Below are 22183 nucleotides of genomic sequence, written 5' to 3'. Positions count from 1 at the left end.
GCCAGGCCGGCACGGCCCGGTGCCCCTCCCCTTGCGAAGCCCCTCTTCTCCCTTCTCCCGGACGACCCGCACGCCCGCGACGCTCACAGCTCGCCCCCGCCCTAAGGAGTCCCCGTGGCCATCTCGGTCTTCGACCTGTTCTCGGTCGGCATCGGCCCGTCCAGTTCCCACACGGTCGGCCCGATGCGGGCGGCCGGCCTCTTCGTACGCCGCCTCAAGAACGAGGGCCTGCTGGCACACACGGCCTCCCTCCGGTGCGAGCTGTACGGCTCCCTCGGCGCGACCGGCCACGGCCACGGCACCCCGAAGGCGGTGCTGCTCGGCCTGACCGGCGACTCCCCGCGCACCGTCGACGTGGAGAGCGCGGACGACCGGGTGGCGGAGATCCGCGCCTCCGGGCGGCTGAACCTGCTCGGGGCGCACGAGATCGCCTTCGACGCCGACGAGGACCTGGTCCTGCACCGCCGCACGTCCCTCCCGTACCACGCCAACGGCATGACGGTGGCCGCATACGACACCGAGGGCAGAGCACTCCTGGAGAAGACGTACTACTCGGTGGGCGGCGGCTTCGTCGTCGACGAGTCCGTCCTCGACGAGGGCACACCGGGCGAGACCCGCATCAAACCCGACGACACCGTGCTCAAACACCCCTTCCGCACCGGCGACGAACTGCTCCGCCTCGCCACCGACACGGGCCTGTCGATCTCCGCGCTGATGATGGAGAACGAGAAGGCGTGGCGCACGGAGGACGAGATCCGGGCCGGCCTGCTGGAGATCTGGCGGGTGATGCAGGCGTGCGTCTCGCGCGGCATGTCCCGCGAGGGCCACCTCCCGGGCGGCCTCAAGGTCCGCCGCCGCGCCGCCCACTCGGCCCGCCAGCTCCGCGCCGAGGGCGACCAGCAGGCGCACGCGATGGAGTGGATCACCCTCTACGCGATGGCCGTGAACGAGGAGAACGCGGCGGGCGGCCGCGTCGTCACCGCCCCGACCAACGGCGCGGCCGGCATCATCCCGGCCGTCCTGCACTACTACATGAACTTCGCCGCGGGCGGCGCGACCCCGGCCGAGAAGGACGACAACGTGGTCCGCTTCCTCCTGGCGGCCGGCGCCATCGGCATGCTCTTCAAGGAGAACGCCTCCATCTCCGGCGCCGAGGTCGGCTGCCAGGGCGAGGTCGGCTCCGCCTGCTCCATGGCGGCGGGCGCCCTCGCCGAGGTCCTGGGCGGCACAGCGGAACAGGTCGAGAACGCCGCCGAGATCGGCATGGAACACAACCTGGGCCTCACCTGCGACCCGGTGGGCGGCCTGGTCCAGATCCCCTGCATCGAACGGAACGGCATGGCCGCGGTGAAGGCCGTCACGGCGGCGAAGATGGCCCTGCGCGGGGACGGCAGCCACAAGGTCTCCCTGGACAAGGTCATCAAGACGATGAAGGAGACCGGCGCGGACATGTCGGTCAAGTACAAGGAGACGGCGCGGGGCGGGCTCGCGGTGAACATCATCGAGTGCTGAGGAAACCCGCTCTGAACAGGTAGTTCTCCTCTTTCAGCGCTGTCACGGTCTTTCCCGTCGAGCTGGCGGATCGTCCCTGAAAAGTCCCTCTGACAGAGCTGAAAGTCCCTGAAAAATCCCTGGGACAGCGTCCGTCCCGTCGCCGCGCCGACGTCCGGCCCGCCCTCGCGAGGCCGGGTCGAGCAGCGCACTTTTCTCTGCGCGTTCGGCGGTGAGGCCGCCTCAGTTCGCCGCACCGGTGAGCCACTGTGATGTCGGCCTTGGGCGGCCTTCGGTGAACCGAGGGTGAACAACGCGATCAGTCACCCCAGCCCCCCGGTCCGCCGTGAACCGCTCCTTCTGTGGACCTCGCACCGCCCACCTGTTTCAATAGATCTACATCTACATAAGCGAGCATCTATATTCACCCGTTGTTCATTCATAGTCGTCTATGAATACATCGGCTGTTCCTAGCTTCCGAGGTGGAGCGACGCGCTGGGCGTCGCGGTCTCCAGAGGGGCGAAGTACTCATGGCTCGCAAGACGCTCGCCGCGCTCGGCTCGGCTGTGGTGGTGGCGCTCGTGGCTACCGGCTGCGGCAGCACCAGCGACACCGGGTCCGGCGACAACAGCTCCACCAGCGGCGCGGGCAAGCAGGTGGCCTTCGCCGGTCAGATCTGCGGCCAGGGCGGCGGTGCCAAGCCCGGCTACAAGAACACGTACGCGACGCTTCCGGGCGGCGCCTCGAAGCTGTCGGGCGCCGGCTCCACATTCGTCGCCCCGATGCTGTCGGTGTGGACGAAGGACTACAGCCGGCAGGCCGAGGTCGAGGTCGCGTACCAGTCCATCGGCTCCGGCGGCGGTGTCCAGCAGATCAGCGCGAAGACCGTCGACTTCGGCGCCTCGGACACCCCGATGAAGGACGACGAGCTCAAGGCCGCCAAGGGCGGCGACCTGCTGCACATCCCGCTGACGCTCGGCGCGGTCGTCCCGGCGTACAACGTCAAGGGCATCAAGGCGGGCCTGAAATTCGACGGTCCCACCCTGGGCAAGATCTTCACCGGTGAGATCAAGACCTGGAACGACCCGGCTCTCAAGGCGCTCAACCCGGGCATCGACCTGCCCGGCGAGCCGATCGCGGTCGTGCACCGCTCGGACGGCTCGGGCACCACGGCCGTGTGGACGGACTACCTGACCAAGGAGTCCCCGGAGTGGGTGTCCAAGCTCGGCGGCGAGGACAAGAGCTTCGGCAAGGAGGTCGCCTGGCCGACCGGCATCGGCGGCAAGGGCAACGAGGGCGTCTCCGGACAGGTCAACCAGACCGAGGGCGCCATCGGGTACGTCGAACTGGCCTACGCCCTGTCGCAGAACATGAACTACGGCCAGGTCAAGAACAAGTCCGGCAAGTTCATCCAGCCGTGTGTGGAGACCGTCTCCGCGGACACCGACGGCCTGACCTACCCGGCGGACCTCCGCACCTCGCTGACCGACGGTACGAACGAGAACGCCTACCCCATCAGCGGGACCACCTACGCGCTCGTCTACGAGAAGCAGACCGACAAGGCGAAGGCCGCCTCGCTGGTCAACTTCCTGGCCTGGGTTCTGACCACCGGCCAGGACGATGCGGAGCAGATCCACTACGCCCCCCTCGGCAAGGATCTCCAGGCCAAGGCATACGCGCAGTTGAAGAAGATCACCGTCGACGGAAAGCCGCTGGTGAAGTGAGCTGAGCCCGTACGGGCCGACGCGGGTGGGCCCGCGGCCGAAGCGGGCCCACCCGCCCCACTCCCCGAACCACCTCACTCGTACCTGGAGCATCATGACCGGCATACCGGCCGACCGGGCCGCCGCGCCGCCGCTGCGCGGCAGGGCCCGCCGGCTCAGCGGCGACCGGATCTTCCACGGCGGCATCACCGCGGCCGGGCTGTTCGTCGTCCTGGTCCTGCTGGCCACCACCGTGTTCGTCGTGAACAAGGCGTGGCCCGCTCTCTCCCACTACGGGCCGGGCAGTTTCCTCTCCTCCGGCCGGTGGGCACCGTCGGAGGCGGCCGCGAACGCGGCGGACCCGAACCCGTACGGGATCCCGCAGTTCCTCTACGGGACGCTGGTCACCTCGGCCATCGCCATGGTCATCGCCGTACCGGTGTCCGTCGCCGTGGCCCTGACCATCACCGACGTCGCGCCACGGTGGCTGCGCAAGCCGCTGTCGTCACTGGTCGATCTGCTGGCCGCGATCCCGTCCGTGGTCTACGGCTTCTGGGGGATCTTCGCGCTGATCCCCGCGCTCAAGCCGTTCGGCACCTGGGCGGCCACCACCTTCGACGGTGTTCCCGTGCTGGGCACGGTCTTCGCCGGTCCGTTCTTCGGGGTCTCGTACTTCGCCGCCGGGGTGGTCCTGGCGATCATGGTGCTGCCGATCGTCACCGCCATCTGCCGCGAGGTCTTCGCGACCGCGCCGGTCGCGGAGAAAGAGTCCGCGTTCGCGCTGGGCGCGACGCGGACGGAGATGCTGCGGATGGCGGTGCTGCCGCGCTCGCGCTCCGGAATCGTCGGCGCCTCGGTACTGGGGCTGGGCCGGGCGCTGGGCGAGACGATCGCCGTGACCATGCTGATCGGCAACAACGTGCTGTCGATCAGCACGTCGATCCTGGGCCAGGGCGCGACCATGCCCTCGGTGATCGCGAACGAGTTCACCGAGGCCAACCAGCCCTTCCATCTGTCGTCGCTGTTCGTCGTGGCCGGCTGCCTGCTGGCGCTCGCCCTGCTCGTGAACACGCTCGGCAAGCTCATCGTCCGCCGCACGGGGGAGAACATCGCCTGATGGCCACGCACCTCACCCACCACCCCCGAAGTCCGCGGCCCGGCGGCCCCGGTCTCAAGCGCCGGCAGGCCACGAACGCCATCGGCTCCGCCGTCCTGTACGCCGCGTCCGCCGCGACCGTGGGCGTGCTGTGCTGGGTCCTGTTCTACGTCGCCGAGCAGGGCTTCAGGTACCTCGGCCCGGAGTTCCTGGCCAACACGCCGCCCGGCAACCCCTCCGAAGCCGGCGGCGGCTTCCTCAACGGCATCATCGGCTCGCTGATCGTCGTCGGGCTGGCCACTGTCGTCGCGGTGCCGCTGGGCATCGGGGCCGCGCTGTGCGTGGTGGAGTACGGCGGACGCCTCGCCCGGGCCGTGAACTTCCTCACCGATGTCCTGATCGGCATCCCGACCATCGTCACCGGCGCCTTCGTCTACGCCCTCTGGGTGACACGGTACGGATTCTCCGGCTACGCGGGCGCGATCTCGCTGGCCCTGGTGATGCTGCCGCTGATCGTGCGGGCCACCGCCGAGATCCTGCGCCTGGTGCCGGGCGAGCTGCGCGAGGCCAGCCTCGCGCTGGGCGTCACCCGGGCCCGCACCATCGTCTCCGTGGTCCTGCCGTCCGCCCTCGGCGGCATCACCACCGGCGTCATGCTCGCCGTGGCCCGCGCCATGGGCGAGACCGCGCCGCTGCTGCTGACCGCACTGGGCAACGACCTGTTCGTGGAGGCGAACCCGGGCCACCGGATGTCGACGCTGTCGCTCCAGATCTTCTCCAACGCGATCACCGGCTTCCGAGCGGCCCAGGCCCGGGCCTGGGCCGGAGCGCTCACGCTCGTCATCCTCGTCCTGCTCTTCACCGCCCTCGCACGGCTCGCGGGACGCCGTGGCATCGGGACGAGCGCCCGATGACGTACGGCAGCCGCACCCCTCCGACCGCCCTAGACCTCACCGCCACGAAGGAGCCCGAGATGCCGCCGACCCCGGCGCCCGTAGACCAGCAGCCCCCGAGGACCGAGTTCGCACCGGCGCGTATCGATGTCGTCGGCCTCACCGCCTCCTACCGGGGCGTGCCCGCAGTCGCCGGGGTCGACCTGTCCATCGAGCCGCGCCGGGTAACCGCGCTCATCGGGCCTTCCGGCTGCGGCAAGTCGACGCTGCTGCGCTGCATGAACGGCATGCACCTGATGGCCCCGCACGCCGGCGTCACCGGCAAGGTGCTGCTCGACGGCGCCGACATCTACGCCGAGCGCGTCAACCCGATCGAGATCCGTGCCCGCGTCGGCATGGTCTTCCAGCGCCCCACCCCCTTCCCGACCATGTCGATCCGCGACAACGTGCTGGCCGGCCTGCATCTGGGGCGCCGGCTGGGCAGCGGTGACCACAGCGACCTGGTGGAGTCGGCCCTGACCAAGGCGGGGCTATGGAAAGAGGTCAAGGACCGGCTCAAGGCACCCGGCGGCGGTCTGTCCGGCGGCCAGCAGCAGCGGCTCTGCATCGCCCGCGCGCTCGCGGTCGAGCCGGAGATCCTGCTGATGGACGAGCCCTGCTCGGCTCTCGACCCGATCTCCACGCTCGTCATCGAGGACCTCATCAAGGAGATCAAGGAGTCCTACACGGTCGTCATCGTCACCCACAACATGCAGCAGGCCGCCCGTGTCTCGGACACCACGGCCTTCCTGACGGTGCGGGCCGCGGGCGAGCCCGGCCGGCTGATCGAGGTCGGCGACACCGAGCAGATCTTCAACACCCCGCAGCGAAAAGCCACCGAGGACTACATCTCCGGAAAGGTCGGCTGACCCGCCCTGCCCGTACGGGCGCGGGCCGGAATGTCACAGCACGCCATCCCCCCGCGCCCCACGGCCGCCCTTGTCCACGCGGCGCACATCCCCCATCGCGCACCGCCCGAAGAGGAGCACCACGGGTGTCACCACCAGCACGCACAACCACCGGTCCGGACGACGAGCACAGCCCCGACCTGCTTCTCGTCGAGCCCGACGAGGAACTCGCCGCCACGGCCCTGGCCGCCTTGGCGGGAGCCGGCATAGAGACCGTCGTGTGCCACGACGGTGCCGAGGCCCTGCTCCAGGTCGGCGCCTGCCAACCCCATGCGGTGCTGCTCGCGGCCCCGCTGCCCGTCGTCGGTGCCGCCCAGGTCACCGCATTGATCGCCCGGCTCCACCCGGTACCCGTCCTCGTCGCCGCCGGACCCGACGGAAGCGAGGAGGCGACCGCGTCGGTCACCGCCGGGGCCCTCGCCTACGTCGCGCGCCCCTACCGCATCGAGGAGATCGTCCCCCTGCTCCGCTCCCACCGCACGGGCGGCGGTGCGCCCCGCCCCCTGCTCGTCGGTGACATCCAGCTCGACCCCGCGGGCTTTCACGTCTACGTACGCAGCCGGTCTCTCCAGTTCCCCGTACGGGAGTTCATGCTGCTGCGGTACTTCATGGAGCACGCGAACCGGGTCATCAGCCGCCAGGAACTCACCCAGGCCCTGTGGGGCTCCGACCGCCTGGACAGCAACACCCTCACCGTCCACATCCGCCGGGTACGCAACAGGCTCCGGGACGAAGGGGAGAGCTGCTGCACCATCGACGCGATCCGCGGGATGGGCTACCGCCTGGAGTGCTCGGCCTCATGCTCCGGCCGGCGGACCGAACCGTCCCCCACGGCGTAGGGCGTGGGGAGACCGGGCATGGCGGGCGAGCGGGAAGAGGACTCCTATATCGTCCTGCCGGTCTGGGCCACCGGCTACCCCCGCTGGGGCGCGGTCCACGGACGGCACCACATCCCCACCGTCGGCACGCTCTCGCACCGTAAACCGTGGTACTCGGCGAAGGTCCGCGTACGGTTCCGACCCGCCGACCGCACGTCGGCGCGCCACTTCACCACCGACCCAGCGACCCTGCTGGAGATCATCACTGCGGAGACCCTGGCGGATGCCCGGACTCTGATCTCCCTCTGCCTGACCGACGCGCAACCGTGAGCGGCGCGTCCACCTACCCCGGCCGACGGGCTGCATGGCGGTGCCCCGTCGGCCGGTCCACCCTCCTCCCCCGGAGCCGCGATCCGCGCGCGTACGACCGTACGGACCGCCTCTCGCCCGAACAGCTCACGCCCGGGGAGCGCTTGCCGGCAGGAGCTCACCCGCCAGTGCGTCGATACGGGTGGCGAGCGCGTCCCGTACGGCTCGCGCGCTCTCGATGTCCAGACCGGTCAGCTCCGGCAGGTCCCAGACCAGGTAGCGGCGGCCCGGAAGTACCGGGCAGGCGTCCCCGCAGCCCAGCGTCACCACGATGTCGGCGGCCGTGACCACCTCGGCGGTCAGCGGCTTGGGGAACTCGCCGCCGGTATTCAGATTCCGCTCGGCCAGCAGCCGCAGCGCCACCGGGTCGATGTGCGGACCCGGCTCGGAACCTGCCGTCTGCACCCGGACCCCGGCCTGCGCGCGATGCCGCATCAGCGCGGCGGCCAACTGCGAACGGCCCGCGTTCTCGGTGCACACGAACAGCACCTCGGGCACCGGTTTCGGCGACAGCCCCCTGCCACGGGCCAGCGCGCCGAGCCTCTGGTCGGCGAACCGCTCCACCAGAACCGGCACGTGGTTGGTCACACGGGCCTTCGCGGACAGCAGCCAGGAGCACTCCTCCACGTACCGCTCGACCGTCTCCCGCGAGAACGACCCGCCGTACCGCGCCGCCAACCGGGCCGTGATGCGGCGGAGTACGGGATCGATACTCCGCAAGGCAGGAGTCGTCCGCCTGGAAACGCGAAACTCCGGTTCTGGCATGAGGAACTCCTCGCTGGCGTCGGCCCCACCCGACCAGCAGCAATAATAGATGGGCTTCTATTAATCGGGGAGAGGCGGGGCGACGCCGACTCGAAGGTGAACGCTTGGTGAACAAGCCCCCGAAAGGATCTTCGAACGTCTGTTGGCGCTTGACCCGCACTTATGGTGAATAGATGGCCATCACTGAATTGAGCGCCTCGGAGGTGGCAGCCGAGGCGAAGGCGGAAACCTGCTCCCCCGGGCTGTCGTGCCTGTTCATCGAGCGTGACGAGGCGGAACGGCTGACGGCCATGCTCAAGTCCATCGCCGACCCGACCCGCTTGCAGATCTTCCGCATCATCGAGGGCGCGCCCGCCGGTGAAGCCTGCGTCTGCGACCTGGCCGACTGCCTCGGTCTGCGCCAGCCGACCATCAGCCACCACCTGAAGGTCATGACCGAGGCCGGCCTCCTGAACCGCGAACGCCGCGGGACCTGGGCCTGGTACTCGGTCAACTACGACGGTCTCAACCGGGTGCGGGCGATCCTGGACCCGTCGACCGCCTGACCCCGCCGGTGTACGCGCTCCGGGTGCCCGGAGCCGGGGGCCGCTGACCGGCGCCGTATCCGGCTGGTTCTGCCCGCGCCCGGCCGGTGCCCGGCCACGCATGCGGTCAGGGCTGTCCCCATGCATGCGGGGGAACAGCCCTGACGAGCGGCGGTCGATTCAGCCGATGCGGTCGGCCGGCTCCCGTTCCAGCACGGCTTTCGGCTTGGCGCCGACAATGTTCTGCACGATGTCGCCGCCCACGTAGACGTTCATCGTCGCGATGGACATCGCCGTACCGGGCCGCGGTGGCCGGGTTCCCGTCGGGCGGTCAGGCGGAGACCGCCGCCCTGTCCGGCTCGGCGGTCATCTCGGTGTCGGCGCGGGCCGCCAGATACCGCTCGGCGTCCAGCGCGGCCGCGCAGCCGGAACCGGCCGCCGTGACGGCCTGGCGATAGGTGTGATCGACGACGTCGCCCGCGCCGAAGACACCCGGGACGCTCGTCCGTGTCGACGGCGACTCGACCTTCAGATAGCCCTCGCGGTCCAGCTCCAGTTGGCCCTTGAACAGCTCCGTACGCGGGTCATGGCCGATCGCGATGAAGAGACCGGTCGCGGCCAGTTCGCGGGTGCCGCCGGTGAGGGTGTCGCGCAGCGTCAGGCCGGACAGCATGCCGTTGTCCTCATGGAGTTCGGCGATCTCACTGTCGAAGGCGAAGGAGATCTTGTCGTCGGCGAAGGCCCGGTTCCGCATGAATGGCGAGGCCCGCAGGGTGGAGCGGCGGTGCACGATCGTCACGGAGCGGGCGAACCGGGTGAGGAAGGTGGCCTCCTCCATCGCCGTGTCGCCGCCGCCGACGACCACGATGTCGCGGTCACGGAAGAAGAAGCCGTCACAGGTGGCGCACCAGGAAACACCCCGCCCGGAGAGCTCGTCCTCCTTGGGCAGGCCGAGCTTGCGGTAGCCGGAGCCGGTGGCGACGATCACCGCCCTGGCGCGGTGGACGGTGCCGGCAGTGTCGGTGACTTCCTTGATCTCGCCGCTCAGGTCGACGGCGGTGATGTCGTCGTCGATCATCTCGGTGCCGAACTTCTCGGCCTGGGCCCGCATGTTCTCCATGAGGGCGGGGCCGTCGACACCGTCGGGGAAGCCGGGGAAGTTCTCGACCTCGGTGGTGGTGGTCAGGGAGCCGCCGACGAAGACACTGCTGCCGAACAGCACCGGCTTGAGCTGGGCGCGGGCGGTGTAGAGGGCTGCGGTGTATCCGGCGGGGCCGGAGCCGATGATGACGACGTCATGTATGCCGCTCACGCCGTGACCTCCGGCGCGATCTCGGCGATCAGGCCCTCGACGAGCGTCTTGATCTCGTCCCGGATCGGCCGGACGGCCGCCACGCCCTGTCCCGCCGGGTCGTCGAGCTTCCAGTCGAGGTAACGCTTCCCGGGGAAGACCGGGCAGGTGTCGCCGCATCCCATGGTGATGCACACGTCGGACTCGCGGACGGCGTCGACGGTGAGGACCTTGGGGGTCTCGGCGGAGATGTCGATGCCGACCTCGGCCATCGCCTCGACGGCGGCCGGGTTCACGGCATCGCCGGGGTTGGAGCCGGCGGAGCGGACCTCGACACGGTCGCCGGCCAGATGAGTCAGCCACGCTGCGGCCATCTGGGAGCGGCCGGCGTTGTGGACACAGACGAACAGGACGGACGGCTTGTCGGCCATGATGATTGTTCTCTCTCGTCGCATGGCGGAATCCAGCCGCCAATGACTTCAGCCCCCACTGGTGTCAGTGAGCGATGATGTGAGAGTATCAGCGCATGCTGACTTCAGTCGATCCTGATGTGATCCGGGTGCTGGGCGACCCGCTCCGCCTGAAAATCGTGTCCCTGCTGGCGCGCGAAACGCTCTGCACCACGCACCTGGTCGAGGAGACCGGAGCCAAGCAGACCAACCTCTCCAACCACATGAAGGTGCTGCGCGAGGCCGGGATCGTGGAGACCGAGCCATGCGGCCGCTTCATCTACTACAAGCTGCGCCCCGAGGTCCTGGCCGGCCTGTCCGAGCACTTCGCCGAACTGGCCGCCTCCGCCCGTAACGCCGCCGAGAACAAGAGGGCCTGTCCGTGACCTCCACCGAACCCACCACTGCCTCCGCCCAGAGCGCCGGCCCGGCGGGGGACGACTCGATCGTCAAGAAGCTCTCCACCCTCGACCGCTACCTCGCGGTGTGGATCCTGCTCGCCATGGCCGTCGGCCTGGGCCTGGGCCGTGTCGTCCCGGGCATGAACGACGCGCTCGCGAAGATCGAGATCGGCGGGATCTCCCTGCCGATCGCGCTCGGCCTGCTCGTCATGATGTACCCGGTGCTCGCCAAGGTCCGTTACGACCAGCTCGACACCGTCACCGGCGACCGCAAGCTGATGGTGTCCTCACTGGTCATCAACTGGATCGTCGGCCCGGCCGTCATGTTCGCCCTGGCCTGGGTCTTCCTGCCCGACCTGCCCGAGTACCGCACCGGTCTGATCGTCGTGGGCCTCGCCCGCTGCATCGCCATGGTCATCATCTGGAACGACCTCGCCTGCGGCGACCGCGAGGCCGCCGCCGTCCTCGTCGCGCTCAACAGCGTGTTCCAGGTGCTCGCGTTCGGCCTGCTGGGCTGGTTCTACCTCGACCTGCTGCCGCGCTGGATGAACCTCGGCGACGGCCAGGGCCTGGATGTGTCCGTCTGGCACATCGCGCTGAATGTCATCATCTTTCTCGGGGTCCCGTTGCTGGCCGGCTTCCTCACCCGCCGCACCGGCGAGCGGAAGCTGGGCCGCGCCGACTACGAGGCGAAGTTCCTGCCGAGGATCGGCCCCTGGGCCCTGTACGGGCTGCTGTTCACGATCGTGATCCTCTTCGCCCTTCAGGGAAAGACGATCACCTCGCAGCCCCTGGACGTGGTCCGGATCGCACTGCCGCTGCTGGTCTACTTCGCGGTCATGTTCTTCGGCACCTTCCTGCTCGGCAAGGCCCTGGGGCTCGCCTACGACCGTACGGCGACCCTGGCGTTCACTGCGGCGGGCAACAACTTCGAGCTGGCCATCGCGGTCGCCATCGCCACCTTCGGTGTCACCTCCGGACAGGCGCTCTCCGGTGTGGTGGGTCCGCTCATCGAGGTCCCGGTCCTGATCGGGCTCGTGTACGTCGCGCTCGCCTGGCGCAAGAAGTTCCCGTCCGGGGCACTCACCACTGCGGGAAGGGACGTCTGATGCTCCGCCTCGGCCGTCACACCACGGGAACGGAGAGCGCCGCCCTCGGCGCCTGCCCGAGGTGCGTCTGCCCGAGGCACGGCACCGGGATCTGCGCCGCGCACACCTGCGGCGCGCCCCGGATGCGTGTGCGCCGGGGCAGCCCGCTCGGCTCCTGGGATCGGGCGCGGTCGCGTACCGCGCCGTCCCCGATGTGTGCCCCCGCGTGTGCCCCGGTCGAGGCGTCGGCCCGGGCGGCTTCGGCCCGGTGACCGGGACGGCGGATGTCGTGGTGATCGGCGGCGGGCAGGCAGGGCTCGCCGCCGGCTACCACCTGCGCCGCAAGAACCTGGACTTCGTCGTCCTCGATGCCCAGCACACGCCCGGCGGAGCCTGGCAGCACGCCTGGGACTCCCTGCGCCTGTTCTCCCCGGCCGCGTTCTCCTCACTGCCCGGCCACGTCATGCCCGCCCAGCCGGGCGAGCAATACCCGGACGCCGGGCACGTGGTGGAGTACCTGTCCGACCACGAGCGGCGTTACGGCCTGCCCGTCCACCGCCCGGTCCGCGTCCGGGCGGTGCACCGGGACGGCGAACGGCTGCGGGTCATGACGGACACCGGCAGTTGGTCGGCGCGGGCGGTCGTCTCGGCGACCGGCACCTGGTGGCGTCCCTTGCTGCCCGCCGTCCCCGGCCGCGAGGCGTTCACCGGCCACCAGATCCACACCACCGGCTACCGGCGTCCGTCCGCCTTCGCCGGACAGCGCGTGGTCGTGGTCGGCGGCGGGAACTCCGGCGCGCAGATCGCCGCCGACCTCGCCGTTCACGACGGCATCGACCTGACCTGGGTCACCCGGCGCCCGCCCCGCTTCCTCGCCGACGACATCGACGGCCGCGCCCTGTTCGACGCCGCCACCGCCCGCCGCCACGCCCTGGACGAAGGCCGCACCGACACCGGCGGCGTCGCCTCGCTCGGCGACATCGTCGCCGTCCCACCGGTACGCGAGGCCCGGGATGCCGGGCTGCTGAAGGCCCAGCCGATGTTCGACCGGCTTCTCGCCGACGGCATCCGATGGCGCGACGCAACGTCCGCCCCCGTGGACACGGTGATTTGGTGCACCGGCTTCCGCCCCGCCCTCTCCCACCTCGCCCCGCTGGGTCTGCGCGGGACCGGCGGCCACATCGCCACCGACGGCACCCGTGTGCTCGACGAACCACGGCTGCACCTGCTCGGCTACGGCGACTGGACCGGGCCCGCCTCCGCCACCCTCATCGGCGTGGGACGCCCTGCCCGCGAGTCCGCCCGCCAGATCGCCGAGTTGCTGGCCTGAACGCGGCGCCATGCGCGCAGCATGCGGGGCGAGGTGCGCTTACCCGCGCAGGTCGAGCATGGCGGCCATGGCCGCCACCACGGACGGGGCGACCTGGTAGTAGACCCAGGTCCCGCGCCGCTCGGAGGTCAGCAGGCCGGCCTCGCGCAGCTTCTTCAGGTGGTGGGAGACGGTCGGCTGGGAGACGCCGACATCGGAGATGTCGCACACACACGCCTCACCGCCCGGATGAGAGGCGATCTTGGAGAACAGGCGCAGCCGCACCGGGTCCGACAGCGCCTTGAACATCACGGCCATCTTCTCCGCGTCGCCCTGCGACAGTTCCCCGGCGGTGATCGGCGGGCAGCACGGCACCGTGCTCCCCGCCTCCAGGACCGGCAGCTCCACAACCTCTGATTTCGACATGTGTCTATGTTGACGCTTGTCGATGCGAGTGGCAAGCTCCAGATATCGACAGCAATCGAAACAGCGGCCGGACCGGCCGCCCACCCTGGAGGACACCACTCTCATGACCGCCACTACAGACCTGCCGGTCGTTGTCGTCGGTGCCGGCCCCGTCGGTCTGGCCGCCGCCGCCCACCTGGTCGGACGCGGCATCGAACCCCTGGTGCTGGAGGCCGGAGACGCCGTCGGTGCGACGGTACGCGAGTGGTCGCACGTACCGCTCTTCTCCACCTGGGGCGAAATCGTCGACCCGGCCGCCGAGAAGCTCCTCGCCCCGACCGGCTGGACCAAGCCGGACGCGACCGCCTACCCGACCGGCGGCGACTGGGCCGACCGCTACCTTCAGCCCCTCGCCGACGCGCTCGGCGACCGCGTCCGCACCGGTGCCCGCGTGACCGGCGTCTCCCGCGTCGGACGGGACCGGATCGTGGACGACGGCCGTGAGAACCAGCCCTTCGCCGTCCACGTCACCCGCGCCGACGGCAGCGAGGAACGCGTCCTCGCCCGTGCCGTCATCGACGCCTCCGGCACCTGGACCACCCCCAGCCCGGCCGGGGCCAACGGCCTGCCCGCCCTCGGCGAGCGCGCGGCAGCCGGACACGTCACCTACCGCGTCCCCGACCTCAAGGACCCGGCCGTCCGCGCCCGGTACGCGGGCAAGCGGACCGCCGTGGTCGGCTCCGGCGCCTCCGCCTTCACTGCGCTCGCCCACCTCGCCGACCTCGCCAAGGCCGACGACGGCGCCGGTACGAAGGCGGTGTGGATCCTGCGACGCGGCATCTCCGGGTCCACCTTCGGCGGCGGCAGCGCCGACCAACTGCCTGCCCGCGGCGCCCTCGGCCTCGCTGCCAAGGCCGCCGTCGAGGACGGCCACGCGGACGCGGTCACCGGCTTCCGTATCGAGGCGATCGAGCGCGACAGCGAAGGCCACCTGGTTCTGACCGCCGAGGACGGCCGCCGGCTGGACCCGGTCGACGAGGCCATCGTGCTCACCGGCTTCCGCCCCGACCTGTCCTTCCTCTCCGAGATCCGACTCGGCCTCGACGAGCGTCTCCAGGCGCCCACCGCGCTGGCCCCGCTGATCGACCCCAACCAGCACTCCTGCGGCACCGTCTACCCGCACGGCCACCGCGAGCTGTCCCACCCCGAACCCGGCGTCTACCTGGTCGGCATGAAGTCCTACGGCCGCGCCCCGACCTTCCTCGCCATGACCGGCTACGAGCAGGTCCGCTCCGTCGTCGCCGCGATCGCCGGCGACCTGGAATCCGCCGACAACCTCGAACTCACCCTGCCCGAAACCGGAGTCTGCGGCGGCGCCGGCCTCTTCGACGCCCCCGAAACCGACCAGACAGGCAGCGGCTGCTGCGCCACCCCCACACCCGCGCTCGTACAGATCGGCGCCACGGGCGCCCCTCTGCCCGCAACCGCCGATGAGGAAGCACCGTCGGCAGACGGCTGCCGCACCACCTGAGCCGAAGTGCCCCGGCCCCTGGCCGGGGCACTTCGCCACATGCCATGAGCGAGCTCTTCCCCCGAAGCCTCAACCGGAGCAGGGAACCGGCGGCGGCAGTCCGATACACATCACGCCGGAAGTCATCTCGATCTCACGATCTCGGAATAATCACTCCCTTCCGTCGATTGATTGTCCTGCCGAGATCGCGGGAGGGGACGCTGGTGGCCGAGCTGATGTTGTTCCGGCGAGATGCTGACGGCCGGGATGTCGAACTGTCCGGCTCGACGGTCGCCCTGGAGGTGGAGTTGCAGCGGCGGGTCGAGACCGGCCTGGAGACGATGCTCGGCATCCGGCTCCTGGCGTCGGAGTACCCGACGGGGCCATGGCACCGGGGACGTATCGACACCCTGGGGCTGGACGAGAACGGCAGCCCGGTGGTGATCGAGTACAAGAAGGGCTCCGACAGCGGGGTGCTGTCACAGGCCGTCTCCTACCTGTCCTGGCTGGACTCCGCACACCACGAGTTCGAGGCCCTCGTCCGGAAGGTGCTGGGCGCTGAGGCCGCCGAGTCGATCGACTGGCGCCGCCCGCGGATGGTCTGCATCGCGGCCAGCTTCTCCCACCACGACCGCGTGGCCGTGCAGCGGCTGCCCCAGCGGATCGATCTGGTGCGCTACCGCGTCTTCGAGGGCGACCTGCTGAGCCTGCTCCTCGTGGACTCCTCCCCGGGCTCCCCGACCACCGCTTCGTCCCGACGCACCAGGGAGCGGAGCCCGGCGAGCACCAGCGCGCCGGCTTTCCCGACGCCCTCCACACCGGCCGACGCCGGTCTCGTCCCGGAGTGCCTGCGGAGCCTGTACGCGGAACTGGACGACGCGCTCATGGCCTGGAGCGAAGTCAAGGTGGCCGCCCTCCTGCACTACATCGCCTACCGGCGGCTGGTGAACGTGGCGTGCGTGGTCTTCCGTCCGAAGCACAAGGTGATACTGCTCTACCTCAGACTCGACCCGAGGACGGTCACGCTGGAGGAGGGCTTCACCCGAGATATGCGCGAACTCGGACACCTCGGGACCGGCGACCTGGAGGTACGCATCGCCTCGGCCGCCGACCTGGAGAAGGCCGCACCGCTGATCCGGCGGGCGTTCGAGGCGGCCTGAACCCCGCGCAGCGGTAGCACGCCATTCTCCTTGTCACGCCACCCCTCCGGGAATCCTGCGGATACCTCTCGAAGGTGACCGGCCATGGGGAGACCTGACCAAATCTGCAAATCAGAGCGGAATCACCACAGTTTATCACCAATAGCCGAGGCTGCCGCAATCTCGGATACTCGATCATCTTGACTTATGTGGTCGAGGGCCGTTTTGGTCATGTTGCTGCACAAGGGATGAATATCGGCAGGAGCAGGAGGAAGCCAGCCGAGCACAGGTGTTCCGTAGCGGCCGAGATTATATTCCACTCGTTCCGTGAAGGCATCCGATTCCCTTTCCTTTTTATGGTTACGAACGAGCACGAGCCCGACCAATGGAATCCGCGACAGGTCATTTTGCCCCAGGTGATTTTCCCTCCAAAGAGCAGCAGAGTCTTCCGGGGCAAGGCCAACCGCACGGTCTCCGTCAATAGCCCGGCGCCACGCCGGAGTGGTCGTCTTCCTTGGATATTCGCTGGCGCCAAAGGAGAAGACCACACCGTCAATCCCCTTATTTGCAAGGCCACCAGACCAGGAGGAAGGTCGTTCATCCAGGACGAGGATGCGGCTGCACCGCTCTCGCGCAGTACCGAGAGCGGCGTCGATGGCTCCATCCTCCGCGACGGCGAAAAGGCCATCACCAAGGTTCAGACTCGCCCTCCATGCTTCTCCGCTTCCCGGTGTCAAACGCAGGCGGTTCCAGCGTGCGGCGTGGCCCGTCGGCCGTGGCATCTGGCCCGTCGGCCATGCCTTGTTTCGGCGGCCATACCAACTGAGGTCGAGATCGTCATGTTTGATGGACAGCACGGCAGCTACGTGACCTTGAGCAGCCCAGGCGGTCACTAGCCGTACGGCAGTGACAGCGGTTTCGCCGCGCACTGCCTCCCGAGACAAGGGACCGGATGTCAGAACGAAGCATCGCGCTGGCTCAGATCGTCTTTCAGCGCCGAGTCGACGGGCAGGGCGGCTGGGAGCTCGCACCTCGCCGAGAACCGCCAGGGCACGCCCCGGACTTCCGGTAACCGAGTTTCCGTGCTCGGTGCGGACAGTAAGGGCACCGCTCCAGCCTTCGGCACGTACAACAGCCCCGACGAAGCGCAGCGTGCACGAATCCGACTCACAGAGATGATCGAGGAGTTGAAGGTTGGGCCCTACGATCCCGTCCTGAAGCAACTCGACAAGCCGTTCATCGTGAAGCACTGTTCCAACTGCCACGCTCCGTACGAAAACCCAGTCCAACCCATGCTCAGAGATTGCACTGCTCACCGCGAATCCGTTGTTCCCGGCAAACGCTGTCCACATCCGCGGGCGGCGCACCAGTGCGCTCGCCAACTGCGCACTCGTGCGATGCTGGAAAATCACATCGCGGGCTAGCGGCGGGCGGCGCCGCAGCGGTGCGACTCTCTGGCCAGGTACCCAATGTGGAGTGCATCGTTCCTGGATCACACGTTCGTGGCGCGCCTGAAGCAGGGTCTCCATGAGCACATCCCCCTGGAGATGGATCCGCACCTTGGGATCTGCACCATTCCACCGGATGCCCGTCTTGTCACCAAAGGAGGCCGTCAGTTCAAGTTGCTTTCCGATCACACATGCCTGCAGGCCAGAAACCCCCCGCCTCGTTCCCCGTTTCTCTGCATACGGAAGCAAATCGAGCAGCACTCCGACAGCGTTGGCGCTTTCCAGTCGCAGATGCAGCAGATTCGCTTCCGCACGAAACGCCTCCACAACGCCGAGAGGGTGTCCGGACGGACGATACGATGCCAACCCTTCGAGGATTAGTGCTTCGAGCAGGGCCTGGTCCTGGCTCGCGGAAACCACAAGATCTGTCCACGTTCGACGATCGGCGAGGCGGGTGCGTGCCGATCTGAATGCCTCGCCGGTCAGGTCGGTGGCGGCAGTGGCAATAACGTTGAGGAAGGTATTCATGGTCGCATGCTCCTTTCGCCCGCTCTGCTGCCTCCCGACCAGGCTGCTTGGAACGGATCTCAGGGCCACGTGATCCACAGAATGACGATGCACTTGTCCAACAAGGGTGATACGTGTACGTAGATTGCCTGTCAGCGTCTGGTCGGGTCTAAACGCTCAGGTCTGGCCGCGCACTGAGGCCAGGCATCGTTATTGAACCACACTCATGGCGCTCTCGGATGAATCATGGCCCCGCAAGTACACGCGACACCTCATGGAGCCCATCCCATCCAGTCAGTAACGCCTCTGTAACCCACAGGTGGGAGCCGGAGGCGAAGGACGGCTGGCACATCGGTCTCCCGTGCACCAACCCCCTTTGCCTTCATGGCCCGCATCTTCCAGCACGATTCTCGTGATCACTCCTCCGGTCCCGCCAGGACGAAGTCGTCCCGCGTCAGCTCCGCGCGGAGCCGCTGCTCGGCCACGTCGGCGTAGTGCGAGGACAGCTCGACTCCCACGAACCGGCGGCCCTCGCGGAGGGCTGCGATCCCTGTTGAGCCGCTGCCCGTGAACGGGTCCAGGACGATTCCGCCTTCGGGGCAGATCTGGACGAGCTGCCGCATGATCTCGATGGGCTTCTGGGTGATGTGGACGCGGTCCTTGCGGGGCTGGGAGGCGATGAAGTGGCCGGGCAGGTAGAGGTCCTGGTCCTTGGCCAGGGTGCCCTTGACGCCCCAGGTGATGAACTCGGCGGACTGCTTGAACCCGCCCTTGCGGGGCCGGCTGGCGGGCTTGATCCACGGGATCGTGCCGCTCCAGGTCCAGCCCGCCATCTGTAGGGCGTCGGACGTGGTCGGCTCCTGACGCCAGTCCGAGAAGACGACGGCGACCGCGTGCTCGGTGGAGGCCCGGTACGCCTCGGTGAGCAGGGCGGTGAGCCAGCTCCGGTAGCTCCTCTGGTCGCGGTTTTCTCCGGGGAAGTCCCGCAGGTCGTGCGCGCTGTTGCTGGTGACGTACTTGGCTCGCGCGGTGCGGCCGGTGCGGTCCGAGCTGGTGCGTCCGCCGGAGTTGTACGGCGGGTCGGTGATGACCGCGTCGACGCTCTCGTCCGGGAGAGTCTTCAGCACGGTGAGGGCGTCGCCTCGGTGCAGGGTGTAGCTCATGTACGGGGCCTCTTTCAGGGCGCGGCGGGGCTGGAAACCCGCTTCGAACGTCGCTCGGCCGCGTGCGGTCCGAGCGGGGTTGCGCTGAAGGGTAACGGCGAATTCCGGCCGCGACTAACGAGCCGCCGCGCGGTTCGGAGGCCGGCTTCGGGAGCCGTTTGGTGCGGCCGGAATCGCGGTCTACTGTCTCGCCACGTCACCGGGTCGGATCACCGATCCAACCCCGTTGACCTGTGCTTATCCGTGTCGTCTCGTCCGAAGGGACGGCGCGGAAGGCCCGTTGCCCCCCTCGTTCGCGAGGCCATGAGGAGACCCCTGTGCGTCGACTGAGATTACGAGCGCGGCCGACTGCCGCGCATTGACCCGACACCGGCGTCCGGGAGCTACCAACTCCCGTGCCCCGGGCCCGCCCTGAGCGGCGGATTCACATCGGCGTGGTGCCGACGGCTTCGCACGAGAAGTCGGCACCACGCCTCCTACGAACCACAAGGAGCCGCTGCGATGCAGCATGCCCTCACACCCCCGCCCGTCGATCCGGCACCGCTGTCCGGCAGGCCCCGCCGTCCCGGTGAACGTCGGCGGCGGCGGTGAAGAAGACCGCCGGAGCCGTCGTCGGTCTCTTCGCCTCCGGCCCGCTGTTGCTGGCCGTTCCGATCCTCGCCGTCGGTGCCGGGACGGCTTCGGCCTCCTGCTCGGCCGACGGCGCACAGGCTGTGGACACCTCGGCGGTGGCCTCCCAGGTCAAGGCGATCTTGGACGGTAGCGGCCAGAAGACGGTCTCCGTTCCCGGCCTGGACAACCCGTCCGAACAGGTGCCCAACGCCAAGACGATCCAGGCCACCGGCGTCGCCATGAACATCCCGGCCCGTGGACAAGTAGTGGCTCTGGCAACCGCCCTCCAGGAGAGCGGTCTGCGGAACCTGACCTACGGCGACCGCGACTCGCTGGGGTTGTTCCAGCAGCGGCCCTCGCAGGGCTGGGGCACAGCCAACGAGGTCCTCGACCCGGTGCACGCCTCGACCACGTTCTACGAGGCGCTGGAAAAGGTCCCGGGCTGGCAGTCGTTGTCCGTCACTCAGGCCGCCCAGGCCGTACAGCGATCGGGTTTCCCGGAGGCGTACGCCAAGTGGGAGCCGCTGGCCACCGCCTTGCAGAAGGCCATCGGGCCCCTGCTGTCACAGAACGGCGGCGCGTCGCCCAGTCCTTCCGCATCCGGCTCGGCCGACACCGGCAGCCCTCCGACCACGACCACGACGGCGACCGGGAGCGGGAGTGGGAGCGGTTGTGCGACCGACGGGGATGGAACCGACTTCGGAACCATCCCGGCCGGCGCGGTGCCGACCGGTTACGAGATCCCGTCCGGCGTTTCGCCGAAGGTCCGGACGGCGATTCGCTGGGCGCTCGGCCAGCTCGGCACTCCGTATCAGTGGGGCGGAAGCTGTACCGACTCCCACGGACCCGACCCCATGGGCCGCTGTGACTGCTCCTCCCTGATGCAGCAGGCGTACAAGGCCGCCGGGGTCCCCCTGCCCCGGACTACGTACACGCAGGTCAAGGCGGGCAAGAAGGTCTCGGCCGACGCTCTGCGGCCCGGTGACCTCGTCTTCACCGACGGTTCGGCCCAAGTCCCCGAACACGTCGGCATGTTCATCGGCCAGGGCCTGATCGTCCACGCCCCGCACACCGGGGACGTGGTCCGCGTCGCGACCCTCGCCTCCTGGAAATCGCGCATTCTCGCGGCCCGCCGAGTCGTCTGACCGGCGCTTCCCCCTCCCCGTCTCCTCCCTCGCTTCTCGCACCGCCGCTCCGCCTTCGTGGGCTTCAGCGCGCAATAAATCGAACTGGAGTTCGTAATGTTTCTCGCCGGCAAGGTCGTCCAGCTTGCTTACGACCCCGGTATAAAGCCGAACGACGGCGGGTTGCCCGGCCTCGCCGTCCTCAAGCAGGTGATGGGCTCCATCAACCTCTTCGGCATCGTCGCCGTGGTCGGCGCGCTCGCCGTCAGCGCTGGCGTATGGGCCTGGGGCCACCACTCCGGCGGCCACCAGGCCGAGGCCAACGGCAAGAAGGGCGTGGTGGTGAGCGCCGGCGCAGCCCTTCTGCTGGGTGCCGCGAACGGCGTGGTCGCGTTCTTCAGCACGCTGGGGACGCGGGTCCACTGATGCCCTCCCCCGCCTCGAACCCCGGCGGCGCATCTCGTATGCGCCGCCGGGCGCTGCTCGGCACCGGCGTCCTGCTGGTGCTCGTCGCCCTCGCCGGTCTGGCCGCCTACCTGACCCGCGACAACCGGGAAGTCTCCAAGCCTCCCGTGGCGCGTACGGGTTCGGGCTCCGCGCCTTCCTCGGCCGCTTCCCCGTCCGGCTCGGCCTCGTCGAGCGCGCGCCCTCACGGTCTCCCGGTCCCACCGGACACCCACGATCCGATCGCCTTCGGGAAGGCAGCCGCCGCCGCACTGTGGTCCTACGACACCCGCGCGTACTCCCGTGCAGAGCTGCTGACCGCCCTGCACGGATGGCTGACAGCCGAGAGCGAGTACGCCGACCCCGCCTCGGTCGACGCGGTCGTCCCCTCGCCCGTGCTGTGGAAGGAAATGGCCGCGAACGACCAGCTCGCCACGGCCACGGTGTACGAGGGCCACTTTCCGGACTCGTTCACCCGGGCCCTCCAGGCGAATCCCGGAACGATCACGCAGGCGTACGTCTACGCGGTGACCGTCTCCGGCAAACAGTCGATCGCCTGGAAGGGCTCACCCGCCGGTGGTGCGGAGAGCCGCGTCACCACCCTCGCGGTCCAGTGCCGTCCCTCCCGCTCCTGCGCCCTGGCCGGCGTCATGCCGTCCGTCGCGCCCTGACACCCACCCCGAGAAA

22 protein-coding genes and 1 pseudogene are annotated in these 22183 nt (G+C 69.1%); 16 read left to right on the top strand and 7 right to left on the bottom strand.

The genetic code is table 11. The features are described from left to right. Positions 1 to 114: 114 nt before the first annotated feature. The 7 genes from AB0O07_RS19550 to AB0O07_RS19520 all read left to right on the top strand — a co-directional run bounded on the left by AB0O07_RS19550 (position 115) and on the right by AB0O07_RS19520 (position 7278). A complete protein-coding gene (locus AB0O07_RS19550; RefSeq protein WP_365634738.1) occupies positions 115 to 1512 on the top strand; it encodes an L-serine ammonia-lyase in 1398 nt (465 codons plus the stop codon). 509 nt (positions 1513 to 2021) lie between these two features. Continuing rightward, positions 2022 to 3215, top strand: coding sequence for a phosphate ABC transporter substrate-binding protein PstS (gene pstS / locus AB0O07_RS19545; RefSeq protein ID WP_365634735.1), 1194 nt, complete (start codon positions 2022 to 2024; stop codon positions 3213 to 3215). A gap of 94 nt (positions 3216 to 3309) precedes the next feature. Continuing rightward, positions 3310 to 4311, top strand: a complete 1002-nt coding sequence (gene pstC / locus AB0O07_RS19540; RefSeq protein ID WP_365634732.1) for a phosphate ABC transporter permease subunit PstC — start codon at positions 3310 to 3312, stop codon at positions 4309 to 4311. Continuing rightward, positions 4311 to 5204 (top strand): phosphate ABC transporter permease PstA, encoded by an 894-nt coding sequence (gene pstA / locus AB0O07_RS19535; RefSeq protein ID WP_365634730.1) that lies wholly within the window; start codon positions 4311 to 4313, stop codon positions 5202 to 5204. Before pstC ends, pstA begins: the two co-directional genes overlap by 1 nt. A gap of 59 nt (positions 5205 to 5263) precedes the next feature. Next, the gene (locus tag AB0O07_RS19530) at positions 5264 to 6091 is read left to right on the top strand and encodes a phosphate ABC transporter ATP-binding protein (protein WP_365634727.1); all 828 of its coding nucleotides are present in this window, start codon (positions 5264 to 5266) and stop codon (positions 6089 to 6091) included. A 125-nt stretch (positions 6092 to 6216) separates the two neighbouring features. Further along, a complete protein-coding gene (locus AB0O07_RS19525; RefSeq protein ID WP_365634724.1) occupies positions 6217 to 6969 on the top strand; it encodes a response regulator transcription factor in 753 nt (250 codons plus the stop codon). An 18-nt stretch (positions 6970 to 6987) separates the two neighbouring features. Continuing rightward, positions 6988 to 7278, top strand: a complete 291-nt coding sequence (locus AB0O07_RS19520; RefSeq protein WP_365634721.1) for a hypothetical protein — start codon at positions 6988 to 6990, stop codon at positions 7276 to 7278. Between the two features lie 126 nt (positions 7279 to 7404). On the opposite strand, the gene AB0O07_RS19515 is transcribed toward AB0O07_RS19520, so the two are convergent. After that, on the bottom strand, positions 7405 to 8037 hold the full coding sequence (locus tag AB0O07_RS19515) for a three-helix bundle dimerization domain-containing protein (RefSeq protein ID WP_365634718.1): 633 nt from the start codon (positions 8035 to 8037) through the stop codon (positions 7405 to 7407). 218 nt (positions 8038 to 8255) lie between these two features. On the opposite strand from AB0O07_RS19515, the gene AB0O07_RS19510 reads away from it, so the two are divergent. Continuing rightward, a complete protein-coding gene (locus AB0O07_RS19510; protein WP_365634715.1) occupies positions 8256 to 8627 on the top strand; it encodes a metalloregulator ArsR/SmtB family transcription factor in 372 nt (123 codons plus the stop codon). A gap of 159 nt (positions 8628 to 8786) precedes the next feature. Here AB0O07_RS19510 and AB0O07_RS19505 read toward each other — a convergent pair. The 3 genes and pseudogenes from AB0O07_RS19505 to AB0O07_RS19495 form a co-directional block, all read right to left on the bottom strand. Continuing rightward, a pseudogene (locus AB0O07_RS19505) lies at positions 8787 to 8931 on the bottom strand (thiol reductase thioredoxin); the annotation flags it as partial. Between the two features lie 6 nt (positions 8932 to 8937). Further along, a complete protein-coding gene (gene trxB / locus AB0O07_RS19500) occupies positions 8938 to 9918 on the bottom strand; it encodes a thioredoxin-disulfide reductase (protein WP_365634713.1) in 981 nt (326 codons plus the stop codon). Continuing rightward, the gene (locus tag AB0O07_RS19495) at positions 9915 to 10328 is read right to left on the bottom strand and encodes an arsenate reductase ArsC (protein WP_365634710.1); all 414 of its coding nucleotides are present in this window, start codon (positions 10326 to 10328) and stop codon (positions 9915 to 9917) included. The genes trxB and AB0O07_RS19495 overlap by 4 nt, the downstream gene beginning before the upstream one ends. Positions 10329 to 10423: 95 nt before the next feature. Here AB0O07_RS19495 and AB0O07_RS19490 point away from each other — a divergent pair, with 95 nt between their 5' ends. From AB0O07_RS19490 to AB0O07_RS19480, 3 genes are all read left to right on the top strand, one after another. Beyond that, entirely contained in the window at positions 10424 to 10732 is a 309-nt protein-coding gene (locus AB0O07_RS19490; RefSeq protein ID WP_365634707.1) for a metalloregulator ArsR/SmtB family transcription factor, read from the top strand. After that, positions 10729 to 11856 carry an ACR3 family arsenite efflux transporter gene (gene arsB / locus AB0O07_RS19485; protein WP_365634704.1) on the top strand — a complete coding sequence of 376 codons (1128 nt, stop codon included), beginning with the start codon at positions 10729 to 10731 and terminating at the stop codon, positions 11854 to 11856. The genes AB0O07_RS19490 and arsB overlap by 4 nt, the downstream gene beginning before the upstream one ends. A 247-nt stretch (positions 11857 to 12103) precedes the next feature. Then, a complete protein-coding gene (locus AB0O07_RS19480; RefSeq protein ID WP_365635287.1) occupies positions 12104 to 13165 on the top strand; it encodes an ArsO family NAD(P)H-dependent flavin-containing monooxygenase in 1062 nt (353 codons plus the stop codon). A gap of 39 nt (positions 13166 to 13204) precedes the next feature. On the opposite strand, the gene AB0O07_RS19475 is transcribed toward AB0O07_RS19480, so the two are convergent. Continuing rightward, the gene (locus AB0O07_RS19475) at positions 13205 to 13570 is read right to left on the bottom strand and encodes a metalloregulator ArsR/SmtB family transcription factor (protein WP_365634702.1); all 366 of its coding nucleotides are present in this window, start codon (positions 13568 to 13570) and stop codon (positions 13205 to 13207) included. Between the two features lie 103 nt (positions 13571 to 13673). Here AB0O07_RS19475 and AB0O07_RS19470 point away from each other — a divergent pair, with 103 nt between their 5' ends. Continuing rightward, positions 13674 to 15080: an NAD(P)-binding domain-containing protein gene (locus tag AB0O07_RS19470; RefSeq protein ID WP_365634699.1), complete on the top strand. Its 1407-nt coding sequence runs from the start codon at positions 13674 to 13676 to the stop codon at positions 15078 to 15080. A gap of 203 nt (positions 15081 to 15283) precedes the next feature. Next, positions 15284 to 16219, top strand: a complete 936-nt coding sequence (locus tag AB0O07_RS19465; RefSeq protein ID WP_365634697.1) for a hypothetical protein — start codon at positions 15284 to 15286, stop codon at positions 16217 to 16219. A gap of 122 nt (positions 16220 to 16341) precedes the next feature. Here the strand turns inward: AB0O07_RS19465 and AB0O07_RS19460 are convergent, their stop codons facing one another. Both AB0O07_RS19460 and AB0O07_RS19455 read right to left on the bottom strand, forming a co-directional pair. Further along, complete coding sequence (locus tag AB0O07_RS19460) at positions 16342 to 18174, bottom strand: hypothetical protein (protein ID WP_365634694.1); 1833 nt, start codon at positions 18172 to 18174, stop codon at positions 16342 to 16344. 395 nt (positions 18175 to 18569) lie between these two features. Beyond that, positions 18570 to 19316, bottom strand: a complete 747-nt coding sequence (locus AB0O07_RS19455) for a site-specific DNA-methyltransferase (RefSeq protein WP_365634691.1) — start codon at positions 19314 to 19316, stop codon at positions 18570 to 18572. Positions 19317 to 19903: 587 nt separating this feature from the next. On the opposite strand from AB0O07_RS19455, the gene AB0O07_RS19450 reads away from it, so the two are divergent. The 3 genes from AB0O07_RS19450 (at position 19904) to AB0O07_RS19440 (ending at position 22167) form a co-directional block, all read left to right on the top strand. Continuing rightward, entirely contained in the window at positions 19904 to 21073 is a 1170-nt protein-coding gene (locus tag AB0O07_RS19450) for a C40 family peptidase (RefSeq protein ID WP_365634688.1), read from the top strand. A 96-nt stretch (positions 21074 to 21169) separates the two neighbouring features. Continuing rightward, a complete protein-coding gene (locus tag AB0O07_RS19445; protein WP_365634685.1) occupies positions 21170 to 21478 on the top strand; it encodes a DUF6112 family protein in 309 nt (102 codons plus the stop codon). Further along, positions 21478 to 22167 (top strand): hypothetical protein, encoded by a 690-nt coding sequence (locus AB0O07_RS19440; protein WP_365634682.1) that lies wholly within the window; start codon positions 21478 to 21480, stop codon positions 22165 to 22167. The genes AB0O07_RS19445 and AB0O07_RS19440 overlap by 1 nt, the downstream gene beginning before the upstream one ends. Positions 22168 to 22183: the final 16 nt, after the last annotated feature.

It is taken from the genome of Streptomyces sp. NPDC093085, assembly GCF_040683935.1.
Taxonomy (GTDB): domain Bacteria; phylum Actinomycetota; class Actinomycetes; order Streptomycetales; family Streptomycetaceae; genus Streptomyces.
This window is presented reverse-complemented; position numbering and strand designations above follow the sequence as displayed.